The following is a 20519-nucleotide window of genomic DNA, read 5'->3' as shown; positions in this document are numbered from 1 at the left end:
CTTCGCTTTGTCATTTCGGTCATTAAACATTGCTTACGACAAACACATATAGAAGGTCTCTTATTGTGGTCTATCCGCAGCCAACCACTATTGGCTAGGCCATTAGACATTTATTGGTTGATAATTACGGTATGACAGAATCGCTTGGTGATCACGCGAGTTAGCCATCGTGACTAACTCAGAGCTGCCCCAATATTAGTTTCAGCCAGAACATGTACTTTCTTAGCCAGCCTAAATTCTGCTAATGTCAGATGAAATACGCGAAAAAGAACTAGACTTAAAGTCAATATCGATTTTAACGGACTGAAAGCTCTATGAGTATAGATTTTCTTACAAGAAAGAAATATTTAACGAGTCATGACTTCTATCGAGATCTCATTGATTTTTTTGTACAAGAAGCCAAGAGCGATATCGGATATTTCCACTTCTATTCTCATACTAACGAAGAAATCGCATTAAATGTTTGGTCAACCTCTGTTTTGGAACATTGCCATTGCAGCTACGTAACCCACTATCCACTATCATCTGCAGGAATATGGGCAGATAGTATAAGAACTAAAAAGCCCGTAATACACAACCACTATGATGCAAACTATTCCATAGATGACTCTTTACCGAAAGACCACATAAAACTAACTCATCACTTCAGTCTTCCCGTAATACAAAATAATGACGTAGTTGCAGTCATCGGTATAGGCAACAACAACGCACCATACAGTCATGACTTCGTAAGTTATTTTTACAGTATGATCAATGACATCTGGCCTCAGGTACAAACAAAGGTAAGTAAGATCGAATCTGGATTAGCTAACAATAAGCTAGAATTTGATTCTTCTACCTCCATCGCGATTATGACTAATATGCTAGGCGCAATATCTCGTGCGCTTGAAATTCGTGATGAATACACTTCCTCTCACCAACGCAATGTCGCTCATATATGCGACCTTATAGCTGAGAAACTTTCACTAGAAGACTCTGTGAAAGAGGGACTAGTCATTGGAGCTTTGGTTCACGACATCGGGAAAATTACTATCCCATCTCAAATCTTAAGTAAGCCTGGGAAGCTAATGCCAGCAGAGTACAAGTTACTCCAAAGTCATTCAGAAGTAGGAGCAAAGATTTTTCATGAAGTAATTTTTCCTTGGCCAATCGTCGAAATGATCGAACAGCACCATGAAAGGTTGGATGGCTCGGGCTACCCAAACGGAATCAAAGGGAATGAAATTTTACTTGAGGCTCGGATTATAGCTGTTGCAGATACCTTCGATGCTATGGCAAATGATAGACCATATAGGAAGGCTGTCGGAGCGAAGAAAGCTATCAATACCTTAGAACAAGGCCGAAATAAACTATACGACCCCTGTGTAGTAGACGCTTTCCTTACTTGCTACAAACAAGATGAGACTTTAGGTGGGTTGTATACACCTGTTAATTTACAATAAAAATGTGGCACAAATGTAGTAGTAATCTTTAGCCAAGCTCCAAGTTAGCTTGTTTCTAATTGTATGGTTTGCCATAAAAAAGGTAATTCGAACATACTCAATTTAAGTAATTACCCTAAATTATTTTTGTCCATTTCCTTCCAACTACAATCGTGATGACCAAATTAAAAAGGAGGTCATCATGGTAGTTTTCAACAAAACGAAACGAAGTGGCGTCAAAAAGCCTTTTCGGCTTGAGGAAATTTGGCGGATCAGAACCAGATTAGAAATTGAAAATAATTTGATGCAGCTTGCGTTGCTCAACTTAGCTATTGATAGCAAACTTAGAGCAAGTGATTTGCTCGTTCTCAGAGTTTGCGATGTATCTTCGCAAGATAGGATATTTAACCGCGTTAAGCATATCCAGCGCAAAACAGATATTGAAGTTCAATTTGAGATAACGACAAGAACTCAACAGAGTCTAATGAAATGGATTTTGATGGCTTCGCTACATGACAGCAATTTTATTTTCCCAAGCCAAAGGCGAAAGCAACAACCGATTAGCTATTCGTACTATCGATACTTAGTGAGGAGATGGGCTTCTAATCTGGGGTTGGATCCTAACTTGTATGGCACTCACTCGATGAGGCGAACAAAAGCGACGTTAGTCTACGCAAAAACGAAAAATATCCGAGCGGTGCAGCTACTACTTGGTCATACCAAGGTAGATAATACAATCCGCTATCTTGGGGTTGAATTAGAAGATGCATTGTTGCTTTCAGAAGGTACTGAGTGTTAATCGAAAAGGAACCTAAATACTTAGGTGTTTCAATTGCTATTACGCTGAAAGTTGTTACCCATTCACCGCTACACTTGATTATTTTCAATACGTTAAGTGCAAATACTACTAATCTGTCCAAGGTTTAGAGGACCTTGAACAGATTAGGTATACACGAGCTTAAATTAAACGTTGGAACGCGCGTTTTTCTTCTTTGATTTATAGGCTTTCATTGAAATTTTTAAAGCAAGCTGTTTTTGTTTAATTGAAATGAGTTGTCTAGTTACGACCTTATGGTGTAACTCTGTGATAAAGTTTTTTTCCCAAGGCGTAAGGCGGTCAAACCTCAATAAAATAGTGTCATTGAGTACATTGAACAACTCGTATTGGCTTTTATCCATTCGACTGCTAAGCATTCAATTAGAGCACTTAGCTAGAGAAATGACGTTAAGGCTTTCTACTTTCTCATTTTTTCCTAAGGTAATGATTCGATAAGAGATCCCACTCTCTAATAGTGGTCTTATTTCGATGTTGTCACAAAAACTAACGGCGACTTTTTCTACTAAGCGGTCCATATTCAAAGTTTTCTTTTTTACGAAAACAAGAGTGACACTATCGCCCTCTGACTGTGTATTTACGAGTGTGATTGAGCCTAACTCTTGTGGAAGTTGGCTTGAAATAACTGTCGCTCTATAATCGGCAAGCCCATTAGATTTTATTGGGCTTATCTGACAACCGTTAAGCATGACACTGACGAAGAGAATTACAGTTGTTCGTAGCATTATGCGCTCCTTCTTCCTTTCTTCTCCCTTTAGGAGCCTTAAAATATTTATGGATACAACGTGAAGACATAGAAGATAAGAGCGCACTGTAATCTAAACTGAATGTGACTTTTTCCCCTACAAATAGTGGTTTCTGTGAGGATTCAAGGACAAGATGATCACTGGTTGAAGACATGATCTTAATCCCATTCGGAGCCTTAAGCCCGCTGACACAAACATCTTGGCGGCCTAATGCTAGAATAGCTTGTGAGACCTCCCCTCTATCTTGAAGGTTTTCTTTTTCACCAAAAGCATTTAACCCCCGACTCCCCCAAGGCAAAGTCGGTTTAGTCTTGGATTCAATCACTTCAGCGGTCAAAGAAACCGCATCCGTATGTAAGCCTTTGATATTTTCGTGCTCTAAAGGCTCACAGCCTAAAAAAATGGCTTCTCCTATACGAAGGTTATTGACTCGAGTTAAGCCTGTTCTCTGAAGAGCCCAGTTAACTGAAGCAGAATTACCCCCTGAAATAATTTCTAGACTGACCCCAAATGTAGCTTCAATTCCATCGGCAAGCACAGAAAGAATACTCATATTTTGATCATCTGGAGCGACACCATACCGACAGGCTAAATTCGTACCAATTCCTTTTATCGTGATGTTTGGTAAAGAAATAATCTCTCGGATAAAATCAATCACGCGATTTGGCATCACACCTTCTCTGAGATCGCCAAGCTCAACCATAATAATGATACCGTGACAGCAATTTTGTTGTTCCGCTGCATGTGAAAGCCTCTGAATCACTTCAACTTCAGAGTTTAAACTCATATCACTGTATTTTATTACGCTCGCCACTTGACTGAGCATGGGTGTACGTATCAGCATTTTAGGGATAGCAATGCCAGATTCAGTCATCTTTTGAAGATTTTCGATTCTTGAATCGGCTAACATTGTTGCGCCAGCATCAATAAGAACTTGTGCGATGATAGGGTGGCCGAGGAAGGCTTTTGTTACAGGCGTAACGGATATATTTTTCAGTGAGAGCTGAGAAATCAGGAACTGAGCGTTATGATGAACTTTCCCACAATCGATGTCTAACCTAGGGTAGTTCACCCTTTTTCGGCCAGTTTACTTGCTATTATAGGAAAGGCTGACGTTACGATGTGCAGTAGATGTTCAACAGGCTGTGACAAGACATCAGTAACCGGTAAACCAAATTCGGTAGTGTAAGTGTCTATCGCACAACGTGTTTCATCCAACGACATATCTTCATGATTCAGTGTTAGTCCAATAACATTGGTATTAGAAAACGTTTCGATAAGATTGATTTCTGAGGTAATCGAAGGCATTGAGCAATCAGGAAAATCACTACGATATAAACGTTTAGGGGCATGTTGCAGTATCACACCCGTTGGACAACTGCCACGTAAGATAAAAGCGCTGGTTGAAAACGCAGGGTGACTCAAGGCTCCTTGCCCTTCAATAATAATCAGATCCGGATTTTCTTTTTCATAGGCCTGTACAATGACAGATTCCAACTCACCGGCACAAAATTGTGAAGGAACAGCATCGAGTGCAACGCAGTATTGTGCGCCCTGCATAATGCCTGTTTGACCAGTGGCAATCAGAACGACGTTAAGGCCTTTTTTAGTCAGTTCATTCGCCAATATTGTTGCTGTTGTTCGTTTTCCTAGCGCGCAATCCGTCCCCATTACAGCAATTCTCGGGCATTTAACGTTGTGTATTTTCCCGCTAAACGTTTTCAGTTCGCCTTTATTTTTGGGTTTGCGAGTATCGAATATTCGAACGTTATTCTTTAAGCTGGCTTCTAAAAATAGAGGATCATCGGTTAGGAATTCATGTAAGCCATTTACGATGTTCATTCCTAGTGACATGGCATTTAAAATGATGCTTTTATCTAAGTCAGATAAAAAGCCACTTGATGGCGCAATGCCAAAAATGAAGTAATCAGGAATGCTTTCTGCGTGAATGATAGCTTCTTCAGCATTAGCAAGGATCGGTATTCCATTGGCTTTGTTATCAAGAACTTCACCAGCATCTAAGCCAGCAGACTTACTATCAATAACCGATAGAATACGATAGCTTAACGAATGTCTCACTAACCCATTAGCGGTTTTACCATCAATTTTACCAAAATTACCTTCGCAATATACAATCGCAGAAGGGATGACAGGTTTTACTTTTTGAGCAAGTGGTAACCAAGGTGCGAAATGGGGTACGTCGTTGTTGATTTCTACATTTTCAATTCTAGTGAGTTTGAAGATGTTTCTTAACTTTTGAGTTGAAATGGACATAATTAAAGCCTGCGGTGAGGCTTAGGAGGGCAACTAAGGAGTGCCGAGATGCGAGTTCGGAAAAGAAAAGAAGTCCCCACTAAGCGGTAGGGATAACAACCAAGGTAACACACTCACCAGACTTTTGTTGGTTATTATTAATACGCTTTCTAAGTCTATCACTTTCAGGCTTCACCCATACTAACGTGACTGATTAGAGATCTAAGACTCATTGTTCAACGTCGCCGTATCAACCTCTCAGCTTTAAGGTTTCAAGATACTTTTTCTAATATTAGTTAAGTGAATTAGAGTTTTGAGTTTAACGCGTTTTTGTCCAGAGACGTGTTATGCCGCCATGCATTGGGACTGTGCTCTGGGTGTGCTCTGGGTGTGCTCTGGGTGTGCTCTGGGAAAAGATCGCCTTAGTGTTCACTTTTTGGGAGTGGTGTGATTACCGAAGGAGGTTGACGGTCTAAATAGAAATTAGATAGATTTACCGATGATGAATAATGTGTTCAAAGCAAAAAATGATGAGAGGATATTGTACTTCTCAAGCTTTATTGTTTCTGATGTTTTTAGATAGAAGCAGCGTAACTCCGCTCTTCAATACTACAAAGTACAGACTGGATACCGTTGAAGAACGGAAGTTCCAGTTGAATTTCTTTCAATAGGTAAATTAAATGCATTTAAGTGAAAAGAGCTTATTAGGAATGGAAAAAGCAAAAAACCAGTCTTAACTGAGGTTTTTTAATGAAACCAAGCCAACACCAATGTCCCATTTCATAATTGTCTCCGTAAATACTTATAAATATTGAAGCCGAGAGGGATAGAATGAAGCATTATCATGCGAATGATATGACTAAGCATTATTAATGCAGGCTCTAGTCCAAGATAAATGGCAGCGACAGTCATAGACTCCACACTGCCCGGAACCCACGACATCAAGAGTACGATGAACTCCTTATCAATTAGCTTGCTGAATATATATGCAAAAACAACTGTGACTGTAAGACTTAACGTTGTAGCAATAATCCCAGCTCGCGCATAAGAGAAGATATCTACAACGGTTATATCTTTTAGACGAATCCCAATTAATGCCCCTAGAGCGGATGTTGCAATAAAAACAAGCTCTGTCGGGACAAGAAAGTTGTATGACGGTAACTCAGAGTTCACAAACATAGTTGCTAACATCCCAGTCACCATATACGGTGCTGGAGTACCAATTTTATCGAGAAGCAAACCTGAAAAGTAGGCGAGGAAAAGTGGGAGAAGTATCCAAAGGTTGTCTAAGGAAATAGCCGGCCCAGGAACTGGTGAATTGTCCGCTGAGACAAGAAGAGCGGAAGCTATGATTAAGAAAATGAGTCGAACTGTGTGAGTGAAAATCACTTTACTAGAAGGTGAATTGTGATTTTCATTAATGACAAGAACCGCGGCCATCGCTCCCGGGACCGCCCCAAGTAGGCTTTCATATTTTGACCATTTCTCTCGCTTAGAAAGCCAGAGATACGAGGTGAGAACTTGTGCGGACATACAAAGGACGAGTCCCACAAAAAGTAATATCGGATAACCCTTGGAAAGAGTCTGCATAGGGACGATTGAGCCCACTGTGGCACCAAGGATTAACTGTACTCCGGTCAATGTGCTTTTGGGAAGAGCTAGAGTAAACCCTGTTTTTACCGTTAACAAAAGAGCAATCAGGGCACCGAACATTACACCTAGTGGTATCTCGAAATATGTAAATAAGAGCGAGCCAACCAAAGCTATGAATGAGGCTAGATACATGTTTTGGTTTCCCCTTTTTTTAGCTTGAAGGATGACAATAAAGTGGAGATTTGGTTATTAATCATATCTATGTTATTGACTATGTAAAAATCACCACAAGTTATCCGCCCAAGAGCATACAAGCCCATTTGAATATCACCAGTTTCTGACTTAGCAGGCTATCAAGTACCGGATTGCTTCTATCGAGTGAACGTTGTATTCCTGTAGCATTGATGATGAAATCAAAGAAGTACTCCTTTTCTATCTGTCTCTACACAATATTGACCATTGTCTAATCGTTGAGCAAAGTCACTGGCAAGGTAAGATGTATCAGTGCCCGGAATGGAAACCTGATGAGGAAGCTAGTTCCACCCTTGTAGGAGTGGAACTATGGTCGATAATTAAAATGGACAGCTCATATAATCCTGAAGGATTATCTTTTTGGGAGACATTTTGCAGACAGCAGCCTAATTGCCTCTAAAAATCAGTGCGCATGTAGTGCAACTAAACTTTGTGACACAACGAGTAAGACAAGAGTACGAAGAGATATTAATGATGTTAGTGGTCTTTATCATATATACCAATGTCTTTTTTTAAATGGTCAGAAAGGTGTCTCACATCGAGAGATGCATTTTTATTTTTTCCACTTTTAAAATTATACCTTTTAAATTTAATCCGCAGATAGCGTAAATAGTCTCTAAACTTCGATTTTTTTTGAATTGTTTTCACTGACTTTTCATTTTTCATAGCAACGCACTCTTTTTTATAAGAAAAACCATAATTTTAACGACCAAAATTAATTGAAATTAAGTATCTTTAAACCCAGAAGCTTCGTCTTCATGAGAAAGTTGATTTGATACTAATTATGTTTAATTTAGGGACTGCTGCTCCTTTTCTCTTCAGTGAAAATAGTTTTATTTGTCTTTCCATGAAGAATTCCCTTATTGTTTTGTTACTTATTGCCAGAGTAAGTAGATAGTTACTTATTATTTTATAAGTTAACACAAAGGCTAAGAGCTAATTATTTACATTTAATTTATATTCGTTAAGGGTTTATAATGAAAATCAGGATTAGATACTGTTCACGAAATGCCTCCAGTATATAAAAGGATATTTGATTGGTTTGATGCGATGGTGCGTTCTAGAATTTTTTCATTTCTAGCCTGTATTTTTGGGGTGAAAGTGCCCCTGTATAAGAGTAACTTGGCGTTAATGTAAAAACAGTGTGGTCAAATCTACACCCCAACCCCTTCCAATAGGGGCGTTTTTCATCGATAATTTAGCCTCTTAGTGAAAACAAAGACTAATTGGAAAGTGTTCCAAAAATGCCCCTGTATTTTCAATTTTTGACCACACCCTACGCCAGTATTGCCATTCAGTCGAAGGTGAACGTGATCGTGCTGAGTCGTCTTTTGGGGCATGCTGAAGCGGAAACGACGCTAAAGTATGCGCATTTGGGACGTGAGGACGTGTGTCAGGCGGCCTCTCATGTGTCGGGTGTACTCGTTAAGGGGATGCGCTCATGAAGTCACTGTTATTCACTTCTAAAGTGATTCAATCTCTTCATTCAAAAACTCGAACGTATACGGTGTGGGATACCAAAATTCCCGCGTTAGGGGTTAGAGTCTATGCCGATGATCGCCGTTTCTATGTGACTTATCTACCCATTCCCAATAAGACGTTAGCGGCCGTGGGACAATTCACCCTAAAACAAGCCAGACAACACGTGCAAGCTTTACAGTCTTCTTTTTTAGAAAAAGAGACGAAACCGATACGGTTAATTCGCTTTGATGCTTTGGTGAAAGAAGAATGGACGGATAAGGTCTGCAAGGGATGGAAACTGAGTACACAAGGGACAGCGTCGAGCGCCTTAAGAAGGCATTTGTTGCCCGAGTTTGGACGTTTTCCTGTCAGCCGTATTGATTCGTTTCATGTGCATCGTTGGTTTGATGAACTCAGCCAGAATTACGCAGGGGCTGCCAACCGTAATCTTGATGTGCTTCGTTCTATCTTCAAATATGCGGTGAAGCAAGGTTATTGCATGGAAAACCCTTGTGAGGGTCTCAAGCAAAGTCGCAAAAAAAAAGCTCAATCGTTTTTTGAGTTTGGATGAGTTAGCGCGATTGGATAAGGCATTAACTGTGGTCAGCCAGCAAGGTAATCTGGAAGCGTGCTGTTGTCAGGTGCTAAAACTGGTGCTGTTAACGGGGTGTCGAATTTCAGAGGTAACAGGCCTACAATGGTCTTTTGTTAAAGGCAGGGAGTGGCACTTGCCGGACAGCAAAACGGGTGCGAAGGTGGTGTATGTGGGCAAGGAAGCGCAGAAACTCCTTTCAGACATACCAAAGCAAGCATGGACACAGCGTAGCGAATCACACGATGATGTGTTTATGCCTTTGCGTCGTTTTGTGAGTCGGTCGACCAAGGTTAGTATGGTCTGGCAACAGGTGCGAGCCTTAGCCCATATCGAGGATGTTCGCATTCACGATTTGCGTCATACCTTTGCCAGTTATGCGGTGTTAGAGGGGTTCCCTATTCCGATGGTGTCGAAACTGTCGGGTCACACGCGTATTTCATCCACGCTTCGTTATGCTCACGTGGATGATGTGCAAGTATCGCAATCTGCTGAGGCGATAGGGGAAGTTATTAGTGGAATATTATCAGGCCAGCTTGTGAATAACCCTAAAACTCGAAAAGTGAGAGCCTCCAAATCTAAGCCGACGAAATCTCCCCCTAAACGCAGAGGAAGACCTATCAAAGTAATACCGGAACTGACCGAGAAGGAGGTTGAACGGTTTAGATATGAAGTGGATTTTTGGGAATGGTGATTAAAATATCTGTCGGAATAACATAAGTACATCAAATTTTAAGATTAGGTTTTTTGGTAAAGTTTGTGTTTTGGGGAGTCACACTTGGAGTTCTGTGAATAAGTGTACGCGAGAACTAACGCTTTTCTCTAAATATTAATTATTAATTATTAATTATTAATTTTAGGCCATTCGATAAAGACTGATAGGTTCGACGCTCTTTGTTTAACATCATAGGGTAGGCAGCTAATCAATGGACAAGAGTAAAGGATTGACGAGAGAGCAAATAAGGTCTTTTCGCCGAGGATGGTTATTTAGGACCATTACCGAGGTTCGCAAATGTCGAATTAATTCAAGATGTTTTAACGGAAGTTAGGGAGATAGCTCAAAGCCCAGAGCCGCATCCCCTGTATGGTCGTTATTCTGTCAGGGATTGGCATTTAGTATCGACGAAAATTAAAGAGTTGCTCACAGATTCAGCTTTGATCCCAAAGCTACAGTCTCTGATTGGAGACGATTTAGCTCTTTGGCGCTCAAAAATTTTTCACAAGAAATCTGGAGAAAACGGTACAGGTTGGCACCAAGAGTGGGGAGATTTCGATGGTGAAGAAATTGGCAATAATAAGCCTAGTTTAAGGCCTAAACATGAAAGGCGGGATCGTTGGTGGAATTTAACTGTTTGGGTCGCCCTTACTGATGTTGAGCTTGATTGCGCTCCGTTGCGTTTCATTCGTGGTTCACATAAAAAACAATATCCTAAAACCATGGTTCCAATGACAGAATCTGAGTTTTGGCATGATCCATTTATTGACTGTAAAACAATCGAAGATGTTGTCGAAAGGGCGAACAATTACACACTAGTATTGGACGTTGATACCAGTGGGCTTTTTGAAAATTATCAAATTAGTGGGAAATCATTCGAGGATGTTAAAGCCTATGTTCGAGCTGAACTTGCAAAATTACCTGCAAAAAAAAACATTGGGTGTAGACGAGAGCCAAGAAGATATAGTGACGATCCCTATGAAAAAAGGGGAATTTGTTATTTTCACGGAAAGAACCATGCATGGTTCTCTTCCTAATACATCTTATAATGACCGGTTTGGCATTAATTTTAGAGTAACGGCAACGGATACGGAAATTTATCCATTTCGACACTTGGGCGACTTTATTGATGGCTCAAACATAGATATCACAAGACATTCGAGCTTACTGCTCTGTGGTAAGGATCTGTCTAACACACGTAACAGTTATACGTGAGAAGGGAGGTTAGAAAGTGATTATCAGCAAACAAATGCATGACATGAATATTCTGAATGATGCTTCTGCCTTACTTGGGTGTTCGACTTCTAAAGAGCTCTATCAAAAATTAAGAGCTTTAATAGAGCGACACGAGACTGTGAGAGTGAAGACAGGAATAAACCTTGTGGCAGCAGAAGGCCCTATGAGTTTACAAGCTCGGGGACTACTAAGTTGTGACTTGGGGTCTAGAGCCTCAGGCGGTTCTATTGGGCGAAATAACCGCTTTTTTACGGGGCTTGATCAAGCTGATGAAATAGAAGCACTTTGCATAGTATTACTTAAGGAATTATTTGAATGCAATCATGCAGACCCTAGGCTTTTAGGAGGGCTTCATGCTAATACGGTTGTCTATGCAGTTCTCAAAAACCATTTCAACGTATCAGATATGTCCACCCTCAATACATTTTATGGTGGTAACTCAAGTAACCATAGTTTAGGCCCCCCGGGGATCTTGAACTATTCCATTTCAGATCTTCCTGTGGATCCGAATACCCTCGAAATTGACTTAAACGCCTTTGAATACATGGCTAAGTTTAGACACCCGAAATTAGTGAGTTTAGGGGCAGGTCTCAACCTTTTTCCCTTTCCTGTAAAAGAGATAAAAGACATTATTTCTCGTTGGGGAGGGATGTTACTTTTTGATGGCTCACATCAAGCAGGGTTGATTGCTGGTGGAGTTTATCCAAACCCTCTGTCTTTGGGAGCTGATATCTACACTGCATCGACAGGAAAGACGTTTAGTGGTCCTCAGGGAGGAGTAATTTGTTGGAATTCGGAAAAGTTTTCTTCTCCGATTAGCACGACTATATTCCCAAAGCTAACTGGTTCACATCAACTTAATCGAATTGCTGCCCTGACGGTCTCATGCTTAGAATTAAAGGAATATGGCCTTGAATATATGGCTCAAGGGATACTTAATGCTAGGCAACTTGCTAGTAATTTACAGGCGCACGGGTTGGAGGTGCTCTGTTCTGATGAAGGCTTTACTGAAACTCATCAAGTTGTTGTGAAATGGACTCGAGAAGAAGGTGCGCGTTTAGCATGCTACCGTCTAGCTGATGTTGGGGTTTTTGCTAATGCAGTCCCACTTCCTGAAGATAGAGAGTTGTTATCTGGGATACGTTTTGGTGCAACAGAAATTACTCGATTAGGGGTTACACAAAGTCAAATAGTTGTTTTAGCTGAGGTAATCGCAGGCGTTCTACAAGGTAATTACAATTTGAAGGAGGCGCGTAATGTAGTAAGTGAGTTAGCCTCAACATTTTCTGGCTTTAAATATAGCTTGGAGGGTGGACAATGATTTCAATTACAGAACTGTTTACTTACTTATTTGTTACGTTGCTATATGCGTTTATGCCCGGTCCTGCAATGCTTTACAGTATTGCTCAAGCTGTGTCAGGAGGGAAGAAAGTAGGAATTATGGCAGCTTTTGGCCTTCATATAGGAGGTTATTTTCATGTAATTTTAGCTGTATTAGGTTTGTCTTCTGTGCTTTTAGCTAATCCTTCTCTCTATTCTGCCATTCAAAAGCTAGGAGCTCTCTATCTTGTTTGGTTGGGTTTCCAACGTATCTATCTATCAAAAAAATTACGTATTACTTCTTGTGAAAGCAATCTTACCTCTCCTAAAAGAACGTTTATTGATAGTGTCATTGTAGATATTCTGAACCCTAAAGCCGCAATTTTCTATCTTGCTTTTCTCCCACAGTTTGTGAATGAAGCAGGAAGTGTTGCTGTTTGGCTCCAACTGCTTATTTTGGGAGTTGTTACGAATTTATTGTTTAGTAGTGCTGATCTGTTAAGTGTTTTGATGGCGAGTCATCTACAGAAAAAGTTTCAAGCAAGAAGTAACTGGGTTGATTTTTTCTCAAGGTGGTCTGGTAGTATTTTTATACTTTTAGGTGTTATGGCCTTGGTAAACTCCTCGTACAATTAGGGGAAGGGACACACTTCTCGGATTTTTAATTCAAGTTGATTTACGATGTAATGACTTAGGTTAGACGGTAGTGTTACTCGTTACTTAATTCGGAGTTAGCTGCCACTCATGTTGTGAGGAGGAGTGATAAATGGAATATCCACTTATAGGAGCATGTCAGTGCGGGCAAGTGACCTATGACTTGTATGAAAAACCACTAATGGTCTTTGCTTGTCACTGTACAGAGTGCCAAAAACTGTCTACCAGCCCATTTAGCATTACAGCAGTTGTCGATGCCGAGAAAATAGAGTTTTCTGGTCAACTGAAAACTTGGGAACGTTTAGCTGATAGTGGCAATCGTAATTGCGCGATGTTCTGTCCAAATTGTGGAAACAGAATTTACCATTTCAATCCAGATGCACCGCAAACGGTTAAATTAAAGTTAAAACCAACTGATATGTCGGCAGCTGATATTTTCGAACCTCAAGCACATGTTTGGGTTAGTGAAAAACTAGATTGGTACCAAATACCAACTAATGTAAAGGTTTTCCCTGAGCAGCCGGGGTAGCGGTGAGCAAGTGTTTAAGATATTAAAATACTTGTTCTAATCTATTGAGGTTTAGGGAGTTTCATTGCATTAACTTACTTTTGGCCAGAACTTTCATAGGTTGAATCTTTATCTGTGGCACTTTCTAACTCGAAAGTGCCCCGAAACGTGCTAGCAACAGGTAAGAAACCCTTACCTGTTGACTCTTCTTTTCCCCATTTCTTTAAAGTTATTGCTCATCACAATCCTAGTAATCTTTCTTTAGCAAAGTTATTTATAATGAATTGGTATTTTCTGAGTTTTGCCACATTGGTGGTTGTGCAAGCCAATTTAAATAGGCAACTAAAATAGATTGCATTCGATTTTGAGAACAGAATACTTTCGTGATATTAGGATCGGGATTGAGAGTCTCGTAGCAGAATTTAAATTTATTTTCTCATAAAATCAGTGGATTAGAATGTAACCTAAACCTACTCTTTCAAGTTATATGGAGTCTAAACATGTTCTTAAATCGTTTATCAATGGCAGAGAAAGAGGCTTTCTTGGCCTTAGCACATCATATAGCTCACGCTGATAATGATTTCTCAATGGACGAAGAGGTGCTGATTGCTAAATACTGCATGGAGATGCAAATGGATGATATCGAATATGATGAAGCTAACTTCGATTTGTTTAGTATATTGGATACTTTTGAGCAAGACAGCCATCAAAAAATCGTGCTGCTGGAGTTAATGGCTCTGGTTTATGCCGATGGTGTTATAGCAAAAGAAGAGCAACATACTATTGATGCCATTATCGAACATTTCGAGTTAAATCCTAACCTTGCGATTATCTATCGTGAGTGGTCGAAAAACATCCTTTCATTGTTCACTCAAGGTGAGGCATTGATCCACATATGAGTTTCCCTTGTACTCGTTGTGGCTTGTGTTGCCAAAAAATTAAAGGTATCGCAGAGCTTGAAGAATTTCATTCAGGCGATGGTAAATGCAAACATTATTCACAACATAAGGGCTGTTTGATTTATCAAAAGCGCCCGCTGGTATGCAGAATAGACGAAGGCTATGAAAAACTATTTTCTCAACTGGTTGGCTTAAAAGAGTATTACCAAAAGAACGCTGAAGTCTGTAATTCTCTGCAACAAGAGCAAGATTATCCACCACGCTATAGAGTGAACCTAGATAATGGACATTAACGCATTATTACATTTTCTACCCCAAGAAGAGCAGAACCTTAACCGCTTAGCATTTATTAAAAATAATTCGTCTAAGCCTCGTATTGCCGTATTTGGTAAGTATAACCACGGTAAAAGTACGTTGCTTAATGCCTTAATAGGGGAAGAATTTTTTAAGGCCGCAGATAAGCGCGAGACGGTAGAAAACCGAGAGCTCGAACAAGAAAAAGTGATTTGGATTGACACTCCGGGGCTTGATGCCGATGTAAATCGTCAAGATGATGCGAAAGCAATCAAAGGGGCATTTGAGGTCGCTGATTACCTGTTTTTGGTTCATCAAGCACAAGCTGGTGAATTAGATAAATATGAATTAGATGTATTTCTAAAGTTGGCGCGACAAGATAAAAACTATAGCCAAAAGATGTTCCTTATCATCACTCAAGTAGATCAAAAATCACCAGATGATGTAGCAATAGTTGAGCGAAAAATTCGTGAGCAATTAATGCAATTTATAGATCTTCAACAGCTTGAGGTCATTAAGGTCTCAGCTCAGCGCTATTTACGTGGCATTCAAGAGAATAAGTCAATCTTCTGTGAAAGGAGCAATATAAATGAATTATTTTCTCTTACAGGTAAGTTAGTAGAACAGATAGATGCTGCGCGTGAGAAAGAACTTAAGCGCCTGAAATCCAAAATTCTGCTAGAACTTCGCTCTAAAACTAAATGGACTGCTGCTGAACTAATGAGTCAACGCGCTAAAGCGATGAAAGAAAAAGCAGAACTACAGCGCGATATCAATACATTATCCCAAGCTTTGGTATAGCCAAGCAATTGTAAAAAGATAGGAGATTATTATGGCTATTCCTTGGATAGTAGGTGGAATTATTGCTGCTGGTGTTGCTGCCATTGTTGCAAGTGATGATAGTAGCAGTTCTAGCTCTTCTAGCGCTCGTGATTTAGAGCGTAAGCGCGTGCGTGCAAGACTTGATAATGAACGTAAAAAAGAAGCAGCAGTCAAGCTGGCAAAAGACCAACGCATAGCATCAGAAAATAAAGCTAAAGCACAACGTTTTATCACTAAACACAAATTGACTATAACGCCAGAAGAGTTGCTCCGTGCCAACAAGCAAGACAATCAACTGAGCTTACAAGCAATGAATAATTACAACAATAAAGCCAGCGTGCGTGGTCGTAATCGTGAGATAGAGCTACTCGAACAAGAGCTAGAAGGTTTAGATATTGTCGAGAAAGAGTTGCTAAGGACGCTGTAATGGATGATGTAAAAACAACCCAAGACAATCCGTTTTTAGTTGCCCTTAGTGAATTTAAAGTGGGCATTAACGACGTATCGAACAAAGAAGATCAGCTGAACAATATCAAATCGCAATTAGTTGAAAAACTGACGCAGGCTGAAAAGTTCAATGATGAAACGATCAACGATAAGCATGCTTTATATCAGCTAGCAAATGAAATTAAGCTGTCAGTTAATACCAAAGTTAAACAATGGGATAAGAAGTTAAGCGATGCATCCCCAATGCGAGCTCTGAGTGAGCAATTTTCTGATCGAGTTATCTTGCTGGTGTTTGGTAAGGTCAATGCGGGTAAAAGCTCTTTCAGTAACTATATCGCTGACTTATTCAATCCAAGTGAAGTAAAACGCTTTTTCTTTGATAAGGGGGAGGTGAAGTACTTTGACGGTCAGTTTGCCGAAGGTGTTACCGAGACGACAGCGCAAATTCAAGGTGTAGAGCTTGGCTCAAACTTAGTGTTGTTGGATTCACCTGGCTTACATTCTATTGTTAATGAAAATGGCGATCTAACCCGCCGTTATACCGACAGTGCAGACGCTGTTCTGTGGTTAACATCATCGAGTTCTCCGGGTCAGGTACAAGAATTAGAAGATCTAAAACTTGAGCTTGAAAAGAAAAAGCCACTGCAACCTGTGCTTACCAAAAGCGACAAGATGGAAGAAGACTGGTGTGACGAAGCCGACGATTTGGTGCAAACACTATTCAATAAAACAGCAGAAGTGCGTAAAGCACAAGAAGATGATGTATTTAGCCGAGTGAAAGACTTAGGTGAGGTTGAAAAGCTAAAAACAGCAGTATCAGTCTCCGTTCATGCTTATAAAAAACAGCATGAACAAAACCCTAATGCCCTCGAAGAAAGTGGTTTAACTGAATTGTTCAAGCGCTTAGCCAATATTGTTGATGAGGCAAATGTTTATAAGGTAAGCAAAGCTCAGCAGCAGATGGTTAACTTCTTAAATGGCGAAGTGTTAAAACCAATGGATCAAAACATCTTACCAAAAGTCCTAGAGCTACAAACTAGTCTACAAGAGATGACGGAAAACCTTCGCTTTAAGCAGAATAATTTGTCTTCACAAATCCTAGATAACGTGCTTTGTGAAGTGCCATTGATTGTTGATAAGCACATGGGTAGTCGAGATAAAAAAGCGCTAGGGCATGACGTTAACAAGCTGATTGAAAAAGAAATTAGTGAAACGCTACGACATGAGTTAAGAGACGTGGTTAAAGATATTAAAAAGGTATCGAGTGACCTCTCTGGTGCAAACCTAGGTGATTTTAACGATATTACAATTGATATTGAAAAAGTCTCAGGAAAAGCAAAACAAAGTGCCAGTTCTTCAGCTGGTGCTGCTGCGGGTATGGCAATCGGCGGTTTGTTCGGGGGACCTATTGGCGCCATGATTGGTGGGGCAATCGGCGTTTATGGTGGTAACAAGGCTGGTGAGATGATTTTCGTTGAAATTACGACTGAAAAATTATCAGTGGGTGTCTCTCCTGATAACGTGATTCAAACGACTTCAGAGGCAATTCGTACTAACTTACCAGCTCAAGTGAAGACGGTATTCGAAGAAGTGAACCGCTCATTTGAACCACTTCAATTTTATGCTGAAAACATTGTTGTAGCCATCAATGAATGCCAACAACAAACCCGAAACTTGAGAGTGCATAATGCGTAATCCATTCATCGATATTAAGCAAAACCTATTAGATTCAAAAGAGATGGTCATTAACTATCAAGGTAGTGATTTAGCCAATCAAATCCATGATGAGTTAAATAAAAAAGTAGATGATCAAGTATTACAAATCATGCTGTATGGCGCATATAACGCAGGTAAGAGCACATTTGTTAATGCGTTAATCGGTGAAGAGCGTGCAAACGTTGGTGAGATCCCAACAACGGATAGTGTTGATATATTCGATTGGAACGGCTACCGCCTGCTAGATACCCCAGGGGTAAATGCACCGATTGATCATGAAGAAACGACAATAGCGCAAATCAAACGTACTCATGTAATGGTATTTGTGATCCGTGATGGCGACCAAGATACTAAAGACCTGTATGAGCGTTTATTTAATATGCTTAATCTTGGTAAACACATTTTTATCGTTCTGAATCATCAACTCGCTTCAGAAGAAGATAAGGCAACGGCTCATCAAAAAGTTCTACAGATCTTAGTTAAACTCGCTCCTCAATACGGAGTATCAGATGAAACTATTCAACAAATTAAAGTGATACCAATGAACACCCAAACGGCACTTAAAGGCCGTTTGAAGAATGATCATGCAAAATTACTAGAACATTCGGGGTACAGTCACTTTATTGAAACGTTTATTGATTGGTTAAAAGAGAAAGACAGTAAGGCTAGTCAGCTAGCTGGCCTTAAAAGTGCCGTTAAGGAATTGTGGTACAAGCCCGTGATTGAACAGTTATCGAGTCGTGATGACAGTCATCTTGATAGTGAATTAAACATGGCGCGTGATGATAAAACTATGCTTAGTTCTCGTCAGCGTGCGTTAATTTCCGAATCACGTAATTTTTTAAACCATGAATTAACGCTAATTAAGTCTGATATCAGCAATGTATTACAAAATAGCAGCAACCAAGCGCAACTTGATAGTGCTATACAGTCTGCAGTTGATCCTATTGGCGACAAGCTAGAGCAATGGCTAAATGATAAGATTGGTGAGGTAAGCTCATCAATGCGTGTTTCTATTTCACATGAGATGGAGCAACTCTTATCTGGTAATAACAACAAATACCTTGATATGGGGGTTGAAGGGCTGGGCAAGATAGCGAATGCAGACAACATAAAAGAAGTATTGTTGCAGGGGCGGAAGTTTAAGATCCCAGGCTTAAAAGGTCGCTGGGAAACGACGCTAGGTAAGTGGGCGGGTAAAGCCGCCGTTGTTGTACAGGTGGTTACAGCACTTTACGATCTATATAAATCAAATAGTGAAGAAAAGGCAGAGAACGAACGTAATCGCAACGCATCTATCCAATTATATCAAGCTGTGGAAGATGTATGCGCAACTGTAAAGCGTGAATATGGCAATATATCAGAGCAAGTTATCACTCAAATGATAGGTTTACGTATCCAAGCTCTAGATGACAAAATCGCTAAACTCACAACTGAGCAAGGTGGGTATCAAAGTGACTATCAATCACTATTAGATAGCCAAACTGACCTTGAGCAAATTAATTATTAAGAGAAGGTCTAGAATCTAGGTTTAATTATCCTAGATTCTAGACCTATGGGTGGCAGTATGGAAAAGAGAACATAAGAAAATACTTCACGTTAAGAAGTTAAATAAAACAAAATCAAATCTCCATAACTTGTAGAAATACTAGCTAAGGTAATTGTGAGTCAGCACTCTTTCAAATAAAACTTCCATGTACGAGTCAATCTTTATCGACGATGGCTAGGCTCTGGCTGATGTTCATCATAACGGAGAATCTAGCTTTTAAAGGTGTCCAAGTCTCTTAATTAAGCATATGATTAAGTGACTTACGACCATGCAATATGGTTTTTATAAGCATGTTTATTTAACTTAGTCACACTCTATGCGTACCGAAATTAAGCTTTCGCGTTAGCGTTAGCTCGAAACAACGTACTTTGTAATATCTGTGGTTATCGATGATTTGCTAAATTAGTAAAAGCGCTGACAAGCTTTTGTCCACCGACGTTTTAGATCTTCCTAAACCCTATTAAATGTGACTGCCAAACTTCATGTTGACCAAAAACACTGAGAGGAGGTCATCATGAGAAAGTTATCTTCTGGAAAGTGCAGTGGCATCAAAAGGCCATTTAAGCTTGAAGAGATCTGGCGGATCAGAACTAGGCTGGAGATTGAAAATGATCTGATGCAGCTCGCACTACTGAACCTAGCTATAGATAGCAAGTTAAGAGCGAGTGATTTGCTCAAGCTACACGTTTACGATGTTTCTTCGCAAGGAGTTATCTATGAAAGGGTTCAGTGCATCCAGCAAAAAACTGGCACCGATGTCCACTATGAGATTACCCCGAGAACACAGCAAAGTATTAGCCGCTGGATTTTTGCAGCATCCCTAGAGGCAAGCAGTTTTCTATTCCCGAGTAGCCGACGCTTTGGGCAACCTATCAGCTACTCATTCTATCGTTCAATTATCAGGAACTGGGCTGCAAAACTAGGACTGAATGCAGACTATTACGGCACTCATTCCATGCGCCGCACCAAAGCCACTTTGATTTATGCCAGAACGAAAAACATCAGGGCCGTACAGATTTTACTTGGACATTCGAAGCTAGATAACACAATTCGATACCTTGGCGTTGAGCTAGAAGACGCTCTGAGGTTGTCTGAGAAAACAGACTGCTGAGAGGTAGGAGCTGTTACAGGCTTTTCTCCTGAAAAGCCTGTGTCGGGTGGACGACACTTGTTACCAAGTGCCGTCTCCCTAAGAACCCAGCGTGC

General features: G+C 40.2%; 22 protein-coding genes. 16 read left to right on the top strand and 6 right to left on the bottom strand.

Translation table 11 applies throughout. The annotated features are described in order from the left end of the window. The first annotated feature begins 314 nt into the window (after positions 1–314). Both ACED25_RS20940 and ACED25_RS20935 read left to right on the top strand, forming a co-directional pair. Entirely contained in the window at positions 315–1442 is a 1128-nt protein-coding gene (locus ACED25_RS20940; RefSeq protein WP_016800221.1) for an HD domain-containing phosphohydrolase, read from the top strand. Between the two features lie 181 nt (positions 1443–1623). Continuing rightward, complete coding sequence (locus ACED25_RS20935) at positions 1624–2220, top strand: tyrosine-type recombinase/integrase (protein WP_016792302.1); 597 nt, start codon at positions 1624–1626, stop codon at positions 2218–2220. Between the two features lie 164 nt (positions 2221–2384). Here the strand turns inward: ACED25_RS20935 and ACED25_RS20930 are convergent, their stop codons facing one another. The 6 genes from ACED25_RS20930 to ACED25_RS20905 all read right to left on the bottom strand — a co-directional run bounded on the left by ACED25_RS20930 (position 2385) and on the right by ACED25_RS20905 (position 7766). Further along, positions 2385–2615 (bottom strand): hypothetical protein, encoded by a 231-nt coding sequence (locus ACED25_RS20930; RefSeq protein ID WP_004735670.1) that lies wholly within the window; start codon positions 2613–2615, stop codon positions 2385–2387. Beyond that, positions 2616–2981 carry a type II secretion system pilot lipoprotein GspS-beta gene (gene gspS2, locus ACED25_RS20925; RefSeq protein WP_016790226.1) on the bottom strand — a complete coding sequence of 122 codons (366 nt, stop codon included), beginning with the start codon at positions 2979–2981 and terminating at the stop codon, positions 2616–2618. Then, positions 2938–4074: an alanine/ornithine racemase family PLP-dependent enzyme gene (locus ACED25_RS20920; protein WP_016790225.1), complete on the bottom strand. Its 1137-nt coding sequence runs from the start codon at positions 4072–4074 to the stop codon at positions 2938–2940. The genes gspS2 and ACED25_RS20920 overlap by 44 nt, the downstream gene beginning before the upstream one ends. Further along, the gene (locus ACED25_RS20915) at positions 4071–5276 is read right to left on the bottom strand and encodes a DUF1611 domain-containing protein (RefSeq protein WP_102579795.1); all 1206 of its coding nucleotides are present in this window, start codon (positions 5274–5276) and stop codon (positions 4071–4073) included. The genes ACED25_RS20920 and ACED25_RS20915 overlap by 4 nt, the downstream gene beginning before the upstream one ends. 759 nt (positions 5277–6035) lie before the next feature. Beyond that, positions 6036–7040: an AbrB family transcriptional regulator gene (locus tag ACED25_RS20910; RefSeq protein ID WP_017101219.1), complete on the bottom strand. Its 1005-nt coding sequence runs from the start codon at positions 7038–7040 to the stop codon at positions 6036–6038. Positions 7041–7577: 537 nt separating this feature from the next. After that, on the bottom strand, positions 7578–7766 hold the full coding sequence (locus ACED25_RS20905; protein ID WP_017101218.1) for a hypothetical protein: 189 nt from the start codon (positions 7764–7766) through the stop codon (positions 7578–7580). A gap of 775 nt (positions 7767–8541) precedes the next feature. Between ACED25_RS20905 and ACED25_RS20900 the strand changes: the two genes are divergently transcribed. From ACED25_RS20900 to ACED25_RS20835, 14 genes are all read left to right on the top strand, one after another. Continuing rightward, positions 8542–9132 carry a hypothetical protein gene (locus ACED25_RS20900; RefSeq protein WP_229648402.1) on the top strand — a complete coding sequence of 197 codons (591 nt, stop codon included), beginning with the start codon at positions 8542–8544 and terminating at the stop codon, positions 9130–9132. Between the two features lie 10 nt (positions 9133–9142). Then, on the top strand, positions 9143–9847 hold the full coding sequence (locus ACED25_RS20895; RefSeq protein WP_371695988.1) for a tyrosine-type recombinase/integrase: 705 nt from the start codon (positions 9143–9145) through the stop codon (positions 9845–9847). 329 nt (positions 9848–10176) lie between these two features. Then, positions 10177–10905: a phytanoyl-CoA dioxygenase family protein gene (locus ACED25_RS20890; RefSeq protein ID WP_346762973.1), complete on the top strand. Its 729-nt coding sequence runs from the start codon at positions 10177–10179 to the stop codon at positions 10903–10905. Next, a complete protein-coding gene (locus tag ACED25_RS20885; protein ID WP_240798339.1) occupies positions 10847–11083 on the top strand; it encodes a phytanoyl-CoA dioxygenase family protein in 237 nt (78 codons plus the stop codon). The genes ACED25_RS20890 and ACED25_RS20885 overlap by 59 nt, the downstream gene beginning before the upstream one ends. 16 nt (positions 11084–11099) lie before the next feature. Beyond that, positions 11100–12425 carry a hypothetical protein gene (locus ACED25_RS20880; protein WP_017102637.1) on the top strand — a complete coding sequence of 442 codons (1326 nt, stop codon included), beginning with the start codon at positions 11100–11102 and terminating at the stop codon, positions 12423–12425. Beyond that, on the top strand, positions 12422–13060 hold the full coding sequence (locus ACED25_RS20875; RefSeq protein ID WP_017102638.1) for a LysE family translocator: 639 nt from the start codon (positions 12422–12424) through the stop codon (positions 13058–13060). Before ACED25_RS20880 ends, ACED25_RS20875 begins: the two co-directional genes overlap by 4 nt. Before the next feature lie 130 nt (positions 13061–13190). Then, complete coding sequence (locus tag ACED25_RS20870) at positions 13191–13607, top strand: GFA family protein (RefSeq protein ID WP_017102639.1); 417 nt, start codon at positions 13191–13193, stop codon at positions 13605–13607. A gap of 479 nt (positions 13608–14086) precedes the next feature. After that, on the top strand, positions 14087–14485 hold the full coding sequence (locus ACED25_RS20865; RefSeq protein WP_016768614.1) for a TerB family tellurite resistance protein: 399 nt from the start codon (positions 14087–14089) through the stop codon (positions 14483–14485). Beyond that, positions 14482–14778, top strand: a complete 297-nt coding sequence (locus ACED25_RS20860; protein WP_016768613.1) for a YkgJ family cysteine cluster protein — start codon at positions 14482–14484, stop codon at positions 14776–14778. Before ACED25_RS20865 ends, ACED25_RS20860 begins: the two co-directional genes overlap by 4 nt. After that, positions 14768–15580, top strand: coding sequence for a dynamin family protein (locus ACED25_RS20855; RefSeq protein WP_371695985.1), 813 nt, complete (start codon positions 14768–14770; stop codon positions 15578–15580). Before ACED25_RS20860 ends, ACED25_RS20855 begins: the two co-directional genes overlap by 11 nt. A gap of 31 nt (positions 15581–15611) precedes the next feature. After that, positions 15612–16028: a hypothetical protein gene (locus tag ACED25_RS20850; RefSeq protein WP_371695983.1), complete on the top strand. Its 417-nt coding sequence runs from the start codon at positions 15612–15614 to the stop codon at positions 16026–16028. Continuing rightward, entirely contained in the window at positions 16028–17743 is a 1716-nt protein-coding gene (locus tag ACED25_RS20845) for a dynamin family protein (RefSeq protein ID WP_371695981.1), read from the top strand. Before ACED25_RS20850 ends, ACED25_RS20845 begins: the two co-directional genes overlap by 1 nt. Continuing rightward, entirely contained in the window at positions 17736–19274 is a 1539-nt protein-coding gene (locus tag ACED25_RS20840) for a GTPase (protein ID WP_371695979.1), read from the top strand. The genes ACED25_RS20845 and ACED25_RS20840 overlap by 8 nt, the downstream gene beginning before the upstream one ends. 553 nt (positions 19275–19827) lie before the next feature. After that, positions 19828–20424, top strand: a complete 597-nt coding sequence (locus ACED25_RS20835) for a tyrosine-type recombinase/integrase (protein ID WP_017102632.1) — start codon at positions 19828–19830, stop codon at positions 20422–20424. The last annotated feature ends 95 nt before the right edge of the window (positions 20425–20519 follow it).

The organism is Vibrio sp. 1F263, assembly GCF_041439035.1.
Taxonomy (GTDB): Bacteria; Pseudomonadota; Gammaproteobacteria; order Enterobacterales; family Vibrionaceae; genus Vibrio; species Vibrio tasmaniensis_A.
This window is presented reverse-complemented; position numbering and strand designations above follow the sequence as displayed.